Here is a 15408-nt window from a genome sequence, read left to right on the forward strand (position 1 = left end):
TGGGGAGGTGCTTATGCTCAATCAAGAACTGGAACTCAGTCTCAACATGGCTTTCGCCAGGGCGCGTGAGCACAGACACGAGTTTATGACCGTGGAGCACCTGTTGCTGGCGTTGCTGAGCAACCCTGCCGCGCGAGAAGCGCTCGAGGCATGTACGGTGGATCTGGCCGCGTTGCGCCAGGAGCTGGAAGCCTTCATCGAACAAACCACACCGACGCTGCCCGCCGGCGAAGAAGAGCGCGACACTCAGCCGACGCTCAGCTTCCAGCGCGTGCTGCAGCGCGCGGTCTTCCATGTGCAATCTTCCGGCCGCAGCGAAGTGTCCGGCGCCAACGTGTTGGTGGCTATCTTCAGCGAGCAGGAGTCGCAGGCGGCCTATCTGCTGCGCAAGCACGACGTCAGCCGTCTCGACGTGGTGAACTTCATTTCACATGGCACGCGTAAAGACGAGCCGGGCCAAGCGCCGAATGCGGAAAACCCGGTGAACGAAGAGCAGTCCGGAGGGGAAGACCGTATGGAAAACTTCACCACCAACCTCAATCAGTTGGCCCGTGTGGGCGGCATCGATCCGTTGATCGGCCGCGATCGTGAGCTGGAGCGCGCGATTCAGGTGCTGTGCCGTCGTCGTAAAAACAACCCGCTGCTGGTCGGCGAATCCGGCGTGGGCAAGACCGCCATCGCCGAAGGCCTGGCCTGGCGTATCGTGCAGGGCGACGTGCCGGAAGTGATGGCGGACTGCACGCTGTATTCGCTGGATATCGGTTCACTGCTGGCCGGCACCAAATACCGCGGCGACTTCGAGAAGCGCTTCAAGGCGCTGCTCAAACAGCTGGAACAGGATCAGAACAGCATCCTGTTCATCGATGAAATTCACACCATCATCGGCGCCGGTGCGGCTTCCGGTGGGCAAGTGGATGCCGCCAACCTGATCAAACCGCTGCTGTCGAGCGGCAAGATCCGGGTGATCGGCTCGACCACCTACCAGGAGTTCAGCAACATCTTCGAAAAGGATCGCGCTTTGGCGCGCCGCTTCCAGAAGATCGATATCACCGAACCGACGGCGGAAGAGACCGTTCAGATCATCAACGGCCTGAAGGCCAAGTATGAAGCGCACCACGACGTGCGTTATACCGCCAAGGCGATCCGCGCCGCGGTGGAGCTGTCGGTGAAATACATCAACGATCGTCATCTGCCGGACAAGGCGATCGACGTGATCGACGAGGCGGGCGCCCGCAGCCGGTTGATGCCGGCCAGCAAGCGCAAGAAAACCGTCAACGTGGCCGATATCGAATCCGTGGTGGCGCGCATCGCCCGCATCCCGGAGAAAACCGTGTCGGCCAGCGATCGTGACGTGCTGAGAAACCTGGGCGATCGCTTGAAGATGCTGGTATTCGGCCAGGATCAGGCGATCGAAGCGCTGACCGAAGCGATCAAGATGAGCCGTGCCGGTCTGGGCCACGAGCGCAAGCCGGTCGGTTCCTTCCTGTTTGCCGGGCCGACCGGGGTCGGGAAAACCGAGGTCACCGTACAGTTGGCCAAGGCGATGGATATCGAGCTGCTGCGTTTCGACATGTCCGAGTACATGGAGCGGCATACCGTCAGCCGTCTGATCGGCGCGCCTCCGGGCTACGTCGGTTACGATCAGGGCGGGCTGCTGACCGATGCGGTGATCAAGCATCCGCATGCAGTGGTGCTGCTCGATGAGATCGAGAAGGCGCACCCGGACGTGTTCAACCTGCTGCTGCAGGTGATGGACAACGGCACGCTGACCGACAACAACGGCCGCAAGGCGGATTTCCGCAATGTGATCCTGGTGATGACCACCAACGCCGGGGTGCGGGAAACCGAACGCAAGTCGATCGGCCTGGTGCAGCAGGACAACAGCACCGACGCGATGGAAGAGATCAAGAAGGTGTTTACGCCGGAGTTCCGCAACCGTCTGGATAACATCATCTGGTTCAACCATCTGTCTACCGAGGTGATCCAGCAGGTGGTCGACAAGTTTATCGTCGAACTGCAGGCGCAGCTGGATGCGAAGGGCGTCTCGCTGGAGGTGAGCGACGAAGCGCGCGATTGGCTGTCGGTGAAGGGCTACGACCGTGCGATGGGCGCTCGTCCGATGGCGCGCGTCATGCAGGAGAACCTCAAGAAACCGTTGGCCAACGAGTTGCTGTTCGGCTCGCTGGTGGACGGCGGTTCCGTGAAGGTCGAGCTGGACAAGGACAAGAAACAGCTGACCTACCACTTCCTCAGCGCCGCCAAGCGCAAAGCGGACGAGGGCGCGGTGCACTAAGGCCGCCTTCAGGCAAAGAAAAAGCGATGCTTCGGCATCGCTTTTTTTATGGGTGAGATTCACCGTACAGCAGAAACGAGTGAGCCCTCTCAGTTTACCTGCGCACCTGCAACCCGTTGTGTAACGTCGCTGCGGGGGTAAACGGAAAGGGCTCCCGAGGGATATTACATCCTCGATGCCGCCAGCGTGTGGCGCGCGGTGAGCCGATTAACGGCTACGGAAGACAATGCGGCCTTTGCTCAGGTCGTACGGGGTCAGCTCTACAGTGACTTTGTCGCCCGTCAGGATGCGGATATAGTTTTTACGCATTTTACCGGAGATGTGTGCGGTTACCACGTGCCCGTTTTCCAATTCAACGCGGAACATGGTGTTCGGCAGCGTATCAAGAACGGTGCCCTGCATTTCAATATTGTCTTCTTTGGCCATCGAATCCTCTAGGTCTAACTACCTTAGTTTTTAACCGGCAAGATAATGCCGAAAAACCCCCATTATGTAAAGATGTGTCGGTGAACATTGCACCGTTTCCACCAATTAGTTTGCTGGGCAGGGCGGTTCAACCGGCTGTGGGGATATGACTTGCGGCGCCCAGCACGCCGGTGCCAAAGGCCGCCGTTGAAGGGTGCTGAGCTGCTGCAAAAATTGACGGCGCGGAATTTCACGCGCGCCAAGGCGGGCAGTGTGAGCGTTCAGCACCTGGCAGTCAATCAATTCCCCGCCATAAGCGGCAAAATGGCGGCAAAAGGCCATCAATGCGCATTTTGAGGCGTTGGTGACGCGGCTGAACATCGATTCGCCGCAGAACAACGCGCCCTGCGCCACGCCGTACATGCCGCCGACCAGTTGATCATCCTGCCATACCTCCACCGAGTGCGCGTAGCCGAGGCGATGAAGATGTTGATAGGCGCGCTGTACCTCCGGGCCGATCCAGGTGCCTTCATCCGGCCGGTGGGCGCAGGCGGCGATCACTGAGGCGAAGTCGTGATTAAGCGTGATGCGAAACGGATCGTGGCGCAGAAAGCGTTTCAGGCTGCGGTTGAGATGAAACTCGGCCGGGAACAGCACCGCACGCGGATCGGGTGACCACCACAGAATCGCTTCCCCCGGCGAGTACCAGGGGAAGATGCCGCGCTCGTAGGCTGCCAGCAGCCGTGGTGCCGTCAGGTCGCCGCCGATCGCCAGCAGGCCGTTGGGATCGCGCAGGGCGCCCTCAGGCGAGGGAAACGCCAGCGACTGAGGGGAAAGCTTAACGATGCGCATACAGGGTTTCTGCGTCCTCTACGGGCCGATTACGGCGCCAGGTTGCTGATACGGTTGCGAAAGCGGGCATAGCGGCCCTGCTGGCGCATTAGGGCGGCGTGATCGCCCTGTTCGACAATTTGGCCGTCATCCATTACGCAAATGCGATCGAGATGCTCCAGGCCGTACAGGCGGTGCGTCACCAGGATCAGCGTCTTGCCCTGACAATGCCGGCGCAGCAGCGCCAGGATCTGCTGCTCGGTCTCGGCGTCCAGCCCTTCGGTGGGTTCGTCAAGCAACAGCAGCGGGGCAGGGTGCAGCAGCGCGCGGGCGATGCCCAGCCGGCGCTGTTCGCCGCCGGACAGCTGCCGGCCGCCTTCCCCCAGCCAGGCGTTCAGCCCGCCGTCGCTGTCCAGCAATTTGCCGAGCCCCACCTGCTGCAACACCTCGCTCAGGCGAGCGTCGCCGGCAGCCGGTGCGGCCAGCCGCAGGTTTTCCCGCAGCGTATCGCTGAAGATATGCACTCGCTGGCTGACGACCGTGGTCATTCGACGCAGCGTGGTTTCATCATAATCTTCCAGCGGTTCGCCGTTGAGCAGAATTTTTCCGCCGTCGGTGCGCCAGGCACGGGTCAGCAGCTGCAGCAGGGTGGACTTGCCGCAGCCGGTGCGGCCGAGCAAGGCGATGTGTTCGCCGGCTGCCACCTCGAGCGTGACGTCGCGCAGCACCGGCTGCGGCTGATCGGGGTAGGTGAAGCTCAACTGCCGCAGGCTAAGCTGAGCCCGGTCGGCGGCGGCCGGGCCGACGGCCGGGAAGGAGACTTCCGGTTGGCGATCGATGATCTGTTTGACCCGCGTGGCGGAGGCGATCACCTGGCCGAGGTGCTGGAAGGCGCCGGCCACCGGCATCAGCGCTTCGAACGACGCCAGCGCGGCGAAGACAAACAGCGCGATCAGCGCACCGGGTTGGGTATCGCCGCCGATGCCGGCGGCGGTCAGCCACAGTAGCAGTGTCACCGTCAGCCCGCTGGCGAGGATCATCAGCGCCTGCGCCTTGCCGCTCAGCGAGGCTTGCTGCCACTGGCGGCGTTGCCACAGCTGTTCGGTGGCGTTCAGCGTCTGGCGGAAGTCGTTGACGGCGCCGAACACCACCAGCTCCGCCTGCCCCTGCAGCCAGGCGGTCAGGTCGGTGCGGTATTGGCCGCGCAGCGCGGTGAGTTGCCCGCCGATCGGTTTGCCGGCGCGATAGAACACCGGCGGCACCAGCAGCAACAGCAGCAACAGAATGCCGCCAAGCGTCAGGGCAAGCGCAGGATCCAGCCAGCTCAGGCCGTAGGTGACCACCAGGATCACCGCCGCCGCGCCTACCAGCGGCGAGATCACCCGCAGATAAAGGTGATCCAGCGTGTCCACGTCCGCCACCAGGCGATTGAGCAGGTCGGCCTGGCGGAAACGGGCGATGCCGCCCGGCGTCAGCGGCAGGATCTTGCTGAAGGTGAACACCCGCAGGTGCGACAGCACGCGGAAGGTGGCGTCGTGGCTGACCACGCGCTCGGCGTAGCGCCCGGCGGTGCGGAAGATCGCCGCGCCGCGCACGCCGGCGGCCGGCAGCATATAGTTGAAGGTCAGCAGGCCCGCCAATCCGGCCAGCGAAGAGGCGGCCAGGAACCAGCCGGAGAGCGCCAGCAGGCCGATGCTGGCCAGCAGGGTGACGATCGCCAAAAGGATGCCCAGGCTAATCAGCAGGCTATGGCGGCGATACAACGCCAAAAACGGCAGCAAAACGCGCATGATTAAAGCTCCCCGCGGCGATGGGCGATCAGCGTGGCGAACAGGCCCGGCTGGGCGCTGAGGGTAGCGTAATCGCCCTGCTGCACGATGCGCCCGTTATCCATCACCCAAATCTGATTGTAGTCTTCGGTATCTTCCAACTGGTGCGTCACCAGCAGGGTGGTTTGCTGATGCGAAGCGGCATTCAACGCCTGCATCACCCGTTGTTCGCTATGGGCATCGAGGCTGGCGGCCGGTTCATCCAGCAGCAGCAAGCGGCGCGGGCCGATCAGCGCCCGGGCGACCGCCACGCGCTGCGCCTGGCCGACCGACAGGCGGGCGGCGTTGTCGCCCACTTCGGTGTCGAGCCCCTGCGGCAGATACGGTAACAGTTCGCTGACGTAGGCGAGCTCCACCGCCTGCTGCAGCTGCGCTTCGTCGGCCTGCGGGCAGCCCAGCAGAATATTGGCGCGCAAGGTTTGCGCCGGCAGATGCGGGTTCTGCCCGACCCAGCTGAGCTGTTGACGCCAGTTTTCTGCGGACAGTTCACGCAGCTCGACGCCGTTGACGGTCAACGAGCCGCGGTAGGGCAGAAAGCCGAGCAGCAGATTGAGCAGCGAACTTTTGCCGGCGCCGCTCAGCCCGACCAGCGCCACGCGCTGTTGCGGTTGCAGGGTGAAACTCAGCGGCCCGGCCAGCAGTACGCCGTTCGGCGACAGGATTTCCAACGCGTTCGCCTGCAGCGTCAGCGGTTGATCGGCGGGCAGCTGCCGCGTACCGTTGCCCATCTGCTCGCCTTCGGCGCTGAGGAAGGTTTCCAGCGCTTCCGCCGCGCCGACCGCCTGCGCTTTGGCATGGTAGAAAGTGCCGAGATCGCGCAGCGGTTGGAAAAACTCCGGCGCCAGAATCAGCACCAGAAAACCGGAAAACAGCGTTACGCCGAGGCCGTAGCTGCCGAAATTGAGTTCGCCGAGGTAGGAAAAACCGAAGTACACCGCCACCACGGCGATGGAAATCGAGGCGAAGAACTCCAGTACGCCGGAAGAAAGGAAGGCCATGCGCAGCACTTCCATGGTGCGGCTGCGGAAGTCTTCGGAGGATTTGGCGATTTGCGCGGTTTCGGCCTGCGCGCGGTCGAACAACCGCAGGGTGTCCAGGCCGCGCAGGCGGTCGAGGAAGTTGCCGCTCAATCGCGCCAGTGCCACGAAGTTGCGGCGGTTGGCGTCGGCGGCCCCCATACCGACCAGCGCCATGAACAGCGGGATCAGCGGCGCGGTCGCCAACAGAATCAAACCGGCGGCCCAATTGATCGGGAAAACGGCGATCAGGATCAGCAGCGGGATGAAGACCGCCAGATACATCTGCGGCAGATAGCGCGAGTAATAGTCCTGCATATCCTCGATCTGCTCGACGATGATGCTGGCCCAACTGCCCGCCGGTTTGCCCTGGATCCAGGCCGGGCCGAGCTGCTGCAACTTATCCAGCACCTGCTGGCGCATGCGCTGACGGATCACCTGGCCACACTGGAAACCGACCCGCTCCCGCAGCCAGCTCAACAGCGCCCGCAATGCGAACGCGACGATCAGCCAGATAAACGAAGGGATCAGCTGTTCGCGCGGGATGTGCTCGATGATCAGGGCGTGCAGCAGGCTGGCCAGCAGCCACGCCTGCGCCACGATCAGCAGGCCGCTGAACAGCCCCAACAGCATGGAAAGGCGCAGCCAACGCTGCGCTAACGAACTCTGGGTTTTAAGCCAACGGGTTAACTGTTGCTGTCTGGTTTTTTTCATCAGATATGCGTCTGCGTCGCCGGCGCCCGTTTGTTACGGGCTGGGTTAACGTACTGTTAAATAATAGTGTTTGGCGCAATCGGCGACAAACAAGCGAGGCCTCATGTTACCTCGTCACCCGGCAGACTGAAAAGAATAAAGCGGGCAAATATGGCTATAACAGATGGGAAGGAGAGATTGCTAAACCCAGAAACAAAAAAAGCGGCTCGAGAGCCGCTTTTTGCCGATGATGAAAACGTCTTAGCAGACTTCCGCGCCGGCGATGCCGTCCAGGTAACGTTCTGCGTCCAGCGCCGCCATACAGCCGGTGCCGGCGGAAGTGATCGCCTGGCGGTAGACGTGATCCATTACGTCGCCTGCGGCGAAGACGCCGGGGATAGTGGTTTGGGTCGCATTGCCGTGAATGCCGGACTGTACCTTGATGTAGCCGTTTTCCAGCTCCAGCTGGCCGCCGAAGATGCCGGTGTTCGGGCTGTGGCCGATAGCGATGAACACGCCGGCCAGTTCCAGTTCACGGGTTTCGTTTTCCGCTTTGGTGCTGCGGATGCGCACGCCGGTCACGCCCATTTCATCGCCCAGCACTTCGTCCAGCGTATGGTCGGTGTGCAGCACGATGTTGCCGCTTTTCACTTTTTCCATCAGCCGGTCGATCAGGATCTTCTCCGAGCGGAAGCTGTCGCGACGGTGGATCAGGTGAACCTCGGCGGCGATGTTGGACAGGTACAGCGCCTCTTCAACGGCGGTGTTGCCGCCGCCGACCACCGCGACTTTCTGGTTGCGGTAGAAGAAACCGTCGCAGGTCGCGCAGGCGGAAACGCCTTTGCCCTTGAAGGCGTCTTCGGAAGGCAGGCCAAGGTAGCGGGCGGAGGCGCCGGTCGCGATGATCAGCGCGTCGCAGCTGTATTCGCCGCTGTCGCCGAACAGGCGGAACGGACGCTGCTGCAGATCGACGCTGTTGATATGATCGAAGACGATTTCAGTCTGGAACTTCTCCGCGTGCTCGCGCATGCGCTCCATCAGCGCCGGGCCGGTCAGGCCTTCGGCGTCGCCCGGCCAGTTTTCCACTTCGGTGGTGGTGGTCAGCTGGCCGCCTTGCTCCAGACCGGTGATCAGCACCGGATTCAGGTTGGCGCGCGCCGCGTAGACGGCGGCGGTGTAACCGGCCGGGCCGGAGCCCAGAATCAGTAATTTGCTATGTTTAGCCGTGCCCATGAATAACCTCTTTATTCCACAATGGCGGACAATGAAGCCGATTGTAGGGAAAATGGCGCAGTAAAAAAAGCGCCGGGCGACGTTGTTAACGATTTGTATGATAGTTGTCGCCTATTAATGCACCCGCTGTCGGCAAATCGTACGCCGAACGCAGAAATTTACCTTATCAAAGCCGCATTCGGCTGCTGAATCGCCAACCGCGCAAAAACGGCGCATTCTGCGACTTCAGCCGCTCCCCGCCGGGGTTTATCTGCCAGCGATTCATAACCAAAAATGGGATGCAGACTTTTCGTGACGGTACGTTGTTCTGATTTTGCTTCTTTTACTTTGACAATCCGCTGCGCATTTGCGAAAACATCATAGGAAGAAGAAATTATCCCCGTAACACCAGCAAATCGTACGTATTTGCGCCGCGAGGCGGCAATGCGCGATGGGTGTGCGGAGCAGAGCGCGCAAGCGTTTGCTGATTTTTTCTCGACCTAAACGTCGTTACCTGCATCGCGCGGAGTTGGACAGACAGGCTGCGCGGCGTGGAATGATGGTAGTGAAGAAGCATATGACAGGCATCGGGTCTTCGCTTGGAACGAACCCTTACACATTGACGTTGGCTAGGGTGTGGCAAGTGCACGGAAGAAAATAAGAGAGACAATAATAATGGCAGACAACAAGAAACGCCCGGGTAAAGATCTTGACCGTATCGACCGCAACATCCTGAATGAGCTGCAGAAGGATGGGCGTATTTCGAACGTCGAGCTTTCGAAGCGCGTGGGGTTATCCCCGACACCATGTTTGGAACGTGTGCGCCGTCTCGAGCGCCAGGGTTTCATTCATGGCTATACCGCATTGCTTAACCCGCATTATCTGGATGCGTCCCTGCTGGTTTTCGTGGAGATCACGCTGAACCGCGGCGCGCCGGATGTGTTTGAGCAATTCAACTCGGCAGTGCAGAAGCTTGAAGAGATTCAGGAGTGTCATCTGGTTTCCGGCGATTTCGACTACCTGTTGAAAACCCGCGTACCGGACATGTCGGCTTACCGCAAATTGCTGGGCGAAACCTTGCTGCGTTTGCCGGGGGTTAACGACACCCGTACCTACGTAGTGATGGAAGAAGTGAAACAGAGTAACCGTCTGGTTATCAAAACACGGTAAGGTGCAGGTGCAAAACCTGATTAAATTGGTTACACTCCTGTTTATTCATACAGTTTCGGCGCCGGGGCAGTTTCTCGGCGCTGTTGCTATGTCAGCTAACAGGAACCTGGAGAGCCTTTCTTGAGCCAGGAATATACAGAAGATAAAGAAGTTACCCTGAAAAGACTCAGCAGTGGCCGGCGTTTGCTGGAAGCTGTGCTTATCGTGGTAGCGATTTTTGCCGTTTACCTCATGGCTGCGTTGGTCAGTTTCAATCCGTCTGACCCAAGCTGGTCGCAGACCGCGTGGCATGAGCCGATTCACAATCTGGGCGGCGGTGTCGGGGCCTGGTTGGCCGATACGCTGTTCTTCACCTTCGGGGTGCTCGCCTACGCGATACCGCCGATCATGCTGGTCCTGTGCTGGGCGGCTTATCGCCAACGCAGCAACAGAGACTACATCGACTATTTCGCGCTTTCCCTGCGCCTGATCGGCACCCTGGCGTTAGTGCTCACCTCCTGCGGGCTGGCGGCGCTGAACGTCGACGATCTCTATTACTTCGCTTCCGGCGGCGTGATCGGCAGCCTGCTGAGCAACGCCATGTTGCCGTGGTTCAACGGCATCGGCGCTACGCTGGCGCTGCTGTGCGTATGGGCGGCGGGGTTGACGCTGTTTACCGGCTGGTCCTGGCTGGTGATCGCCGAGAAGATCGGCGGGGCGGTGCTGGGCGTCGCGACGGTGATGACCAATCGCTCACGTCGCGAAGAGCGCTATTTTGAGGATGACGAGCGTTACGTCGACGACGAGCCTGAGCAGGCAGGGAAGGGCGCCGCCGCAGCGGTTGCCGCGACCGCCGCCGGAGCCGCGGCCGCCGATGACGACGTGCTGTTCTCCGCGCCTTCGGTCACCGACAGCGCCAAAGCGGCGGCGGAAGACGCCGCCGATCCGTTGCTCAGCGGCCTGCGCGCCGACGATGGCGAGCTTGAAGCAGAAGCCGCATCCATCGCGCCGGCGGCTTCGCCTGCACCGGCGGTGAAGGCAGAGATCCACGAGCCCGTTGCAGCGCCGATCGCCACACAGGCGCCGTCGGTGACGGTGGCGCCGGCCGCGCCGGCCTCTGTCAATCAGCACCCGGTGAGCGCCCCGGCGCAAGACGCTACGCCGCCGCTGTATTCCTTCGAGATCCCGGAAGAAACGCCCGCGCCTAAGGCGACGCGTCCTGTCGATCCTTATCAGGATGACGATGAGCCGCGCCTCGGCAACTGGCAAGAGCCGGCCGCACCGCAGCCGCCGGCGCGTTCTCCCTTTGATTTTACCGCCGCACAGCGTGACAGCGTCGACATCGGCAATTCGAGCGGTTTCAGCGCCACCGGCGCCAAACCGCAGCCGGATACGGCGGCAGCCGCTGCTGCTGCAGGTGCCGCGGCGGCGACCTTTATGCCGGCCTTCACGGCGACCAGCGACGGCAATCCGCAGGTTAAGCAGGGCATCGGCCCTGAACTGCCGCGGCCGAATCCGGTGCGCATCCCGACCCGTCGCGAACTGGCTTCCTACGGCATCAAGCTGCCTTCGCAGCGTGCGGCCGAACAGGAGCAGCGCCAGACAGAGGCGGTGGTGAACCCGCAGGAAGAAGAGGCGCTACAGGAAGCCGCGCTGCGTCAGGCGTTTGCCGAGCAGCAAAGCCAGCGCTATGGCGAAAGCTACGCGCCGGAGCAGGATGATGAACAGGCTCAGCAGGAGGCCGAGCTGAGCAAGGCGTTTGCCGAGCAGCAGCACCAACGCTACGGCGAAGGCTATCAACAGGACGACGAAGAGGCGCAGCAAGAGGCCGCGCTGCGCCAGGCGTTCGCCGAGCAGCAACAGGCGCGCTACGGCCAGCAAGCACCTGCTCCGCAGGCACCGGCCGCCAGCCCGATCGATACCCGCAATGCTTTCAGCTTCTCGCCGATGGCGGATCTGGTGGACGATGGCCCGAGCGAGCCAATGTTCACGCTGTCCCCGCAGCTTGAAGAGCGCATTGAACAGCAAAGCGAGCAGGAGGACGATGTGCCGTTCGGTCAGTTTGAGCCTGTGGCGCCTGCGGCTCAACCTCAGCAATCGCATCAGCCGCCTCAACAATACCAACAGCCGCCGCAGCAATACCAGCAGCCGCAGCAACAGCAGTATCAACAGCCGTCGCAGCCGCAATATCAGCAGCCGCAGCAACCGGCGCAGCAGCAGCCTCAGCAAGCTCAGGCCGAGCAACATCCGGCGATGGACAGCCTGATTCACCCGTTCCTGATGCGCAACGATCAGCCGCTGCAGAAGCCGACCACGCCGCTGCCGACGTTGGATCTGTTGACCGAAGCGCCGAAAGAGGTGGAGCCGGTCGATTCCTTCGCGCTGGAACAGAAGGCGCGCCTGGTGGAGGCCAGCCTGGCCGATTACCGCGTGAAAGCCGACGTGGTGGACATCCTGCCGGGGCCGGTCATCACCCGCTTCGAGCTGGATCTGGCGCCGGGCGTTAAAGCGGCGCGCATTTCCAACCTGTCGCGCGATCTGGCGCGCTCGCTGTCGACTTCGGCGGTGCGCGTGGTGGAAGTCATCCCCGGCAAGCCTTATGTCGGCCTGGAGCTGCCGAACGCCAAACGGCAAACGGTGTATCTGCGCGAAGTGCTGGATTGCCCGGCTTTCCGTGACAATCCGTCGCCGCTGTCCATCGTATTGGGTAAAGACATCTCCGGCGAACCGGTAGTGGCCGATCTGGGCAAAATGCCGCACTTGCTGGTCGCCGGTACCACCGGTTCCGGTAAGTCGGTCGGGGTCAACGCCATGATCCTGAGCATCTTGTATAAGGCCACGCCGAAAGAAGTGCGCTTTATCATGATCGACCCGAAAATGCTGGAGCTGTCGGTTTACGAAGGCATTCCACACCTGTTGACCGACGTGGTCACCGACATGAAAGACGCCGCCAACGCGCTGCGCTGGTGCGTGGGTGAAATGGAACGCCGCTACAAGCTGATGTCAGCTCTGGGCGTGCGTAACCTGGCCGGCTACAACGAGCGCGTCGATCAGGCCGAAGCGATGGGGCGTCCGATCCCGGATCCATTCTGGAAGCCGACCGACAGCATGGACATCACGCCGCCGGTGCTGGAGAAAGAGCCGTACATCGTGGTGATGGTCGACGAATTCGCCGATCTGATCATGACGGTGGGCAAGAAGGTCGAAGAGTTGATCGCTCGCCTGGCGCAGAAAGCGCGTGCGGCGGGTATCCACCTGGTGCTGGCGACCCAGCGTCCGTCGGTGGATGTGATCACCGGCCTGATCAAGGCCAACATCCCGACGCGTATCGCCTTTACCGTGTCGAGCAAGATCGACTCTCGCACCATCCTCGATCAGGGGGGCGCCGAGTCCTTGCTGGGCATGGGTGATATGCTTTATCTGGCGCCGAACTCCTCGATCCCGGTGCGCGTACATGGCGCATTCGTGCGCGATCAGGAAGTGCATGCGGTGGTCAAGGATTGGAAAGCGCGCGAGCGGCCCCAATATAAAGAGGGCATTCTCAGCGGCGGTGAAGACGGCGAGGGCGGTGCCGGCGGCGGCATGGACGGTGACGAAGAGCTGGATCCGCTGTTTGACCAGGCGGTGGATTTCGTGGTGGATAAACGCCGCGCCTCCATCTCCGGCGTACAGCGCCAGTTCCGTATCGGCTACAACCGCGCGGCGCGCATCATCGAACAGATGGAGGCGCAGGGCATCGTCAGTGAGCAGGGGCATAACGGCAACCGCGAGGTGCTGGCGCCGCCGCGGCATGACTGATGGTTTAGCCGTTGCAATTCAATAAGAAAGGGCCGCTTAAGCGGCCCTTGTGCAAAGAAGCGTAAACCCGTTTCTTCTCGGAACATTGGCCTACCGGCCGATCGCCGGCTTCAGGTAAAGTAACGGGAGTAAAGGGTTGATTGACCCGCACGGCGTCGCCCTGCGGTTAACGCATTTCATAAGGTATCTGGAATAATGAAAAAACTGTTAGTTGCCTGCTGTCTGCTTTCGGGATTCGCTTCTACCTCCGTGCTGGCCGACGCCGCACAGGATCTGCAAAGTCGCCTGGCGAAGGTGAACAGTTTCCACGCCAGCTTCTCGCAAACCGTGACCAGCGCCGAAGGCGCCGCGGTGCAACAGGGTGAAGGCGAGCTGTGGGTGAAGCGGCCGAACCTGTTCAACTGGCACATGACCTCACCCGATGAGAGCGTGCTGGTCTCCGATGGCCAAACCCTGTGGTTTTACAACCCGTTCGTCGAGCAGGTGACGGCGACCTGGTTGAAGAACGCCACCGGCAATACGCCGTTTATGCTGATCACCCGCAATAATGCCAGCGACTGGAAACAGTACAACGTGAAGCAAAAGGGCGATGATTTCGAATTAACGCCAAAATCCGCCAGCGGCAACCTGAAGCAATTCGCCATCAGCGTGACCAACAGCGGCACCATCCGCAGCTTCGCCGCGGTGGAGCAGGACGGCCAGCGCAGCGCTTATACGCTGAAAAGCCAGCAGAACGTTGCCGCCGATCCGGCCAAATTCAAATTTACCCCGCCGAAGGGGGTGACGCTGGACGACCAGCGCCAGTGAGGTGCAAGTGAGTAATAATCTGTCGCTCGATTTTTCCCAGAACGAGTTCCAGCCGTTGGCCGCGCGCATGCGGCCGACCACGCTGGCGCAGTATATCGGCCAGCAGCATCTGCTGGCCGCCGGCAAGCCGCTGCCGCGCGCCATCGAGGCCGGGCAGTTGCACTCGATGATTTTATGGGGGCCGCCGGGCACCGGGAAGACGACGCTGGCAGAGCTGATCGGCCGTTATGGTCAGGCGGATGTCGAACGGATCTCCGCCGTGACCTCCGGCATCAAGGAGATCCGCGAGGCGATCGAACGGGCGCGGCAAAACCGCGACGCCGGCCGCCGCACTATTCTGTTCGTCGATGAAGTGCACCGCTTCAACAAAAGTCAGCAGGACGCATTCCTGCCGCACATTGAAGACGGCACCATCACCTTTATCGGCGCCACTACCGAAAACCCGTCGTTCGAATTGAACTCGGCGCTGCTGTCGCGCGCCCGCGTGTATCTGCTTAAGGCGCTGACCGCCGAAGATATCGGCCAGGTGCTGGATCAGGCGATGAACGACAAGGCGCGCGGCTTTGGCGGCCAGAACGTCGAGCTGCCCGCGGAAACGCGCCGCCTGCTGTCGGAGCTGGTGGGGGGCGATGCGCGCCGGGCGCTGAACAGCCTGGAAATGATGGCGGACATGGCGGAGCTCGACGCCAAAGGCGTGCGGGTGCTGACGCCGCAGCTGCTGAAGGAGGTGTCGGGCGAGCGCAGCGCGCGCTTCGACAACAAGGGCGACCGTTATTACGACCTGATTTCCGCGCTGCATAAATCGGTGCGCGGCTCGGCGCCGGACGCCGCGCTGTACTGGTATGCGCGCATCATTACCGCCGGCGGCGATCCGCTCTATGTGGCGCGCCGTCTGTTGGCGATCGCCTCTGAAGACGTGGGCAACGCCGATCCGCGCGGCATGCAGGTGGCGATCGCCGCCTGGGATTGCTTCACCCGCGTGGGGCCGGCGGAGGGCGAGCGCGCCATCGCGCAGGCGATTGTTTACCTGGCCTGCGCGCCGAAGAGCAACGCGGTTTACACCGCGTTCAAGGCCGCCATGCGCGACGCCAAAGAGCAGGCCGATTATGACGTGCCGGAGCATTTGCGCAACGCGCCGACCAAGCTGATGAAGGAGATGGGGCTGGGGGCGGAGTACCGTTACGCCCACGACGAACCCAACGCCTACGCCGCCGGCGAGAACTACTTCCCGCCTGAAATGGCCCATACGCGCTACTACCAACCGACCTCGCGCGGGCTGGAAGGGAAAATCGGCGAAAAGTTGGCATGGCTGGCTGAGCAGGATCAAAATAGCCCGACAAAACGCTACCGCTAGCGTGGCCGTTGCGGTAAGGTT

10 protein-coding genes are annotated in these 15408 nt (G+C 61.7%); 5 read left to right on the forward strand and 5 right to left on the reverse strand.

What is annotated here, in order from left to right; all coding sequences use genetic code 11:
• Positions 1-13 precede the first annotated feature (13 nt).
• On the forward strand, positions 14-2293 hold the full coding sequence (gene clpA / locus GT753_RS04295; RefSeq protein WP_004928343.1) for an ATP-dependent Clp protease ATP-binding subunit ClpA: 2280 nt from the start codon (positions 14-16) through the stop codon (positions 2291-2293).
• 207 nt (positions 2294-2500) lie between these two features.
• Here the strand turns inward: clpA and infA are convergent, their stop codons facing one another.
• The 5 genes from infA to trxB all read right to left on the reverse strand — a co-directional run bounded on the left by infA (position 2501) and on the right by trxB (position 8300).
• A complete protein-coding gene (gene infA, locus GT753_RS04300; RefSeq protein ID WP_002211347.1) occupies positions 2501-2719 on the reverse strand; it encodes a translation initiation factor IF-1 in 219 nt (72 codons plus the stop codon).
• A gap of 105 nt (positions 2720-2824) precedes the next feature.
• Positions 2825-3550 carry a leucyl/phenylalanyl-tRNA--protein transferase gene (gene aat / locus GT753_RS04305; RefSeq protein WP_015377315.1) on the reverse strand — a complete coding sequence of 242 codons (726 nt, stop codon included), beginning with the start codon at positions 3548-3550 and terminating at the stop codon, positions 2825-2827.
• A gap of 29 nt (positions 3551-3579) precedes the next feature.
• Positions 3580-5319: a cysteine/glutathione ABC transporter ATP-binding protein/permease CydC gene (gene cydC, locus GT753_RS04310; protein WP_021504341.1), complete on the reverse strand. Its 1740-nt coding sequence runs from the start codon at positions 5317-5319 to the stop codon at positions 3580-3582.
• A gap of 2 nt (positions 5320-5321) precedes the next feature.
• Positions 5322-7088 carry a cysteine/glutathione ABC transporter permease/ATP-binding protein CydD gene (gene cydD / locus GT753_RS04315; protein WP_160125306.1) on the reverse strand — a complete coding sequence of 589 codons (1767 nt, stop codon included), beginning with the start codon at positions 7086-7088 and terminating at the stop codon, positions 5322-5324.
• A gap of 240 nt (positions 7089-7328) precedes the next feature.
• Positions 7329-8300 (reverse strand): thioredoxin-disulfide reductase, encoded by a 972-nt coding sequence (gene trxB / locus GT753_RS04320; RefSeq protein WP_004928321.1) that lies wholly within the window; start codon positions 8298-8300, stop codon positions 7329-7331.
• Positions 8301-8954: 654 nt separating this feature from the next.
• Between trxB and lrp the strand changes: the two genes are divergently transcribed.
• The 4 genes from lrp (at position 8955) to GT753_RS04340 (ending at position 15387) form a co-directional block, all read left to right on the forward strand.
• Positions 8955-9449, forward strand: coding sequence for a leucine-responsive transcriptional regulator Lrp (gene lrp, locus GT753_RS04325; protein ID WP_004928318.1), 495 nt, complete (start codon positions 8955-8957; stop codon positions 9447-9449).
• A gap of 120 nt (positions 9450-9569) precedes the next feature.
• Positions 9570-13226 carry a DNA translocase FtsK 4TM domain-containing protein gene (locus GT753_RS04330; RefSeq protein ID WP_160125307.1) on the forward strand — a complete coding sequence of 1219 codons (3657 nt, stop codon included), beginning with the start codon at positions 9570-9572 and terminating at the stop codon, positions 13224-13226.
• 195 nt (positions 13227-13421) lie between these two features.
• A complete protein-coding gene (gene lolA / locus GT753_RS04335) occupies positions 13422-14033 on the forward strand; it encodes an outer membrane lipoprotein chaperone LolA (RefSeq protein ID WP_015377319.1) in 612 nt (203 codons plus the stop codon).
• A gap of 67 nt (positions 14034-14100) precedes the next feature.
• Positions 14101-15387 carry a replication-associated recombination protein A gene (locus GT753_RS04340; RefSeq protein WP_160125471.1) on the forward strand — a complete coding sequence of 429 codons (1287 nt, stop codon included), beginning with the start codon at positions 14101-14103 and terminating at the stop codon, positions 15385-15387.
• Positions 15388-15408: the final 21 nt, after the last annotated feature.

The sequence above is a fragment of the Serratia sp. Z4 genome, from assembly GCF_009900725.1.
GTDB classification, from domain to species: domain Bacteria; phylum Pseudomonadota; class Gammaproteobacteria; order Enterobacterales; family Enterobacteriaceae; genus Serratia; species Serratia nematodiphila.

Excerpts from the sequence above, each read along its gene's own strand:
- clpA (WP_004928343.1), top strand. The coding sequence starts at position 14 with ATGCTCAATCAAGAACTGGAACTCAGTCTCAACATGGCTTTCGCCAGG.
- aat (WP_015377315.1), bottom strand. The coding sequence starts at position 3,550 with ATGCGCATCGTTAAGCTTTCCCCTCAGTCGCTGGCGTTTCCCTCGCCT.
- infA (WP_002211347.1), bottom strand. The coding sequence starts at position 2,719 with ATGGCCAAAGAAGACAATATTGAAATGCAGGGCACCGTTCTTGATACG.
- lolA (WP_015377319.1), top strand. The coding sequence starts at position 13,422 with ATGAAAAAACTGTTAGTTGCCTGCTGTCTGCTTTCGGGATTCGCTTCT.
- lrp (WP_004928318.1), top strand. The coding sequence starts at position 8,955 with ATGGCAGACAACAAGAAACGCCCGGGTAAAGATCTTGACCGTATCGAC.
- cydC (WP_021504341.1), bottom strand. The coding sequence starts at position 5,319 with ATGCGCGTTTTGCTGCCGTTTTTGGCGTTGTATCGCCGCCATAGCCTG.
- trxB (WP_004928321.1), bottom strand. The coding sequence starts at position 8,300 with ATGGGCACGGCTAAACATAGCAAATTACTGATTCTGGGCTCCGGCCCG.
- cydD (WP_160125306.1), bottom strand. The coding sequence starts at position 7,088 with ATGAAAAAAACCAGACAGCAACAGTTAACCCGTTGGCTTAAAACCCAG.
- GT753_RS04340 (WP_160125471.1), top strand. The coding sequence starts at position 14,101 with ATGCGGCCGACCACGCTGGCGCAGTATATCGGCCAGCAGCATCTGCTG.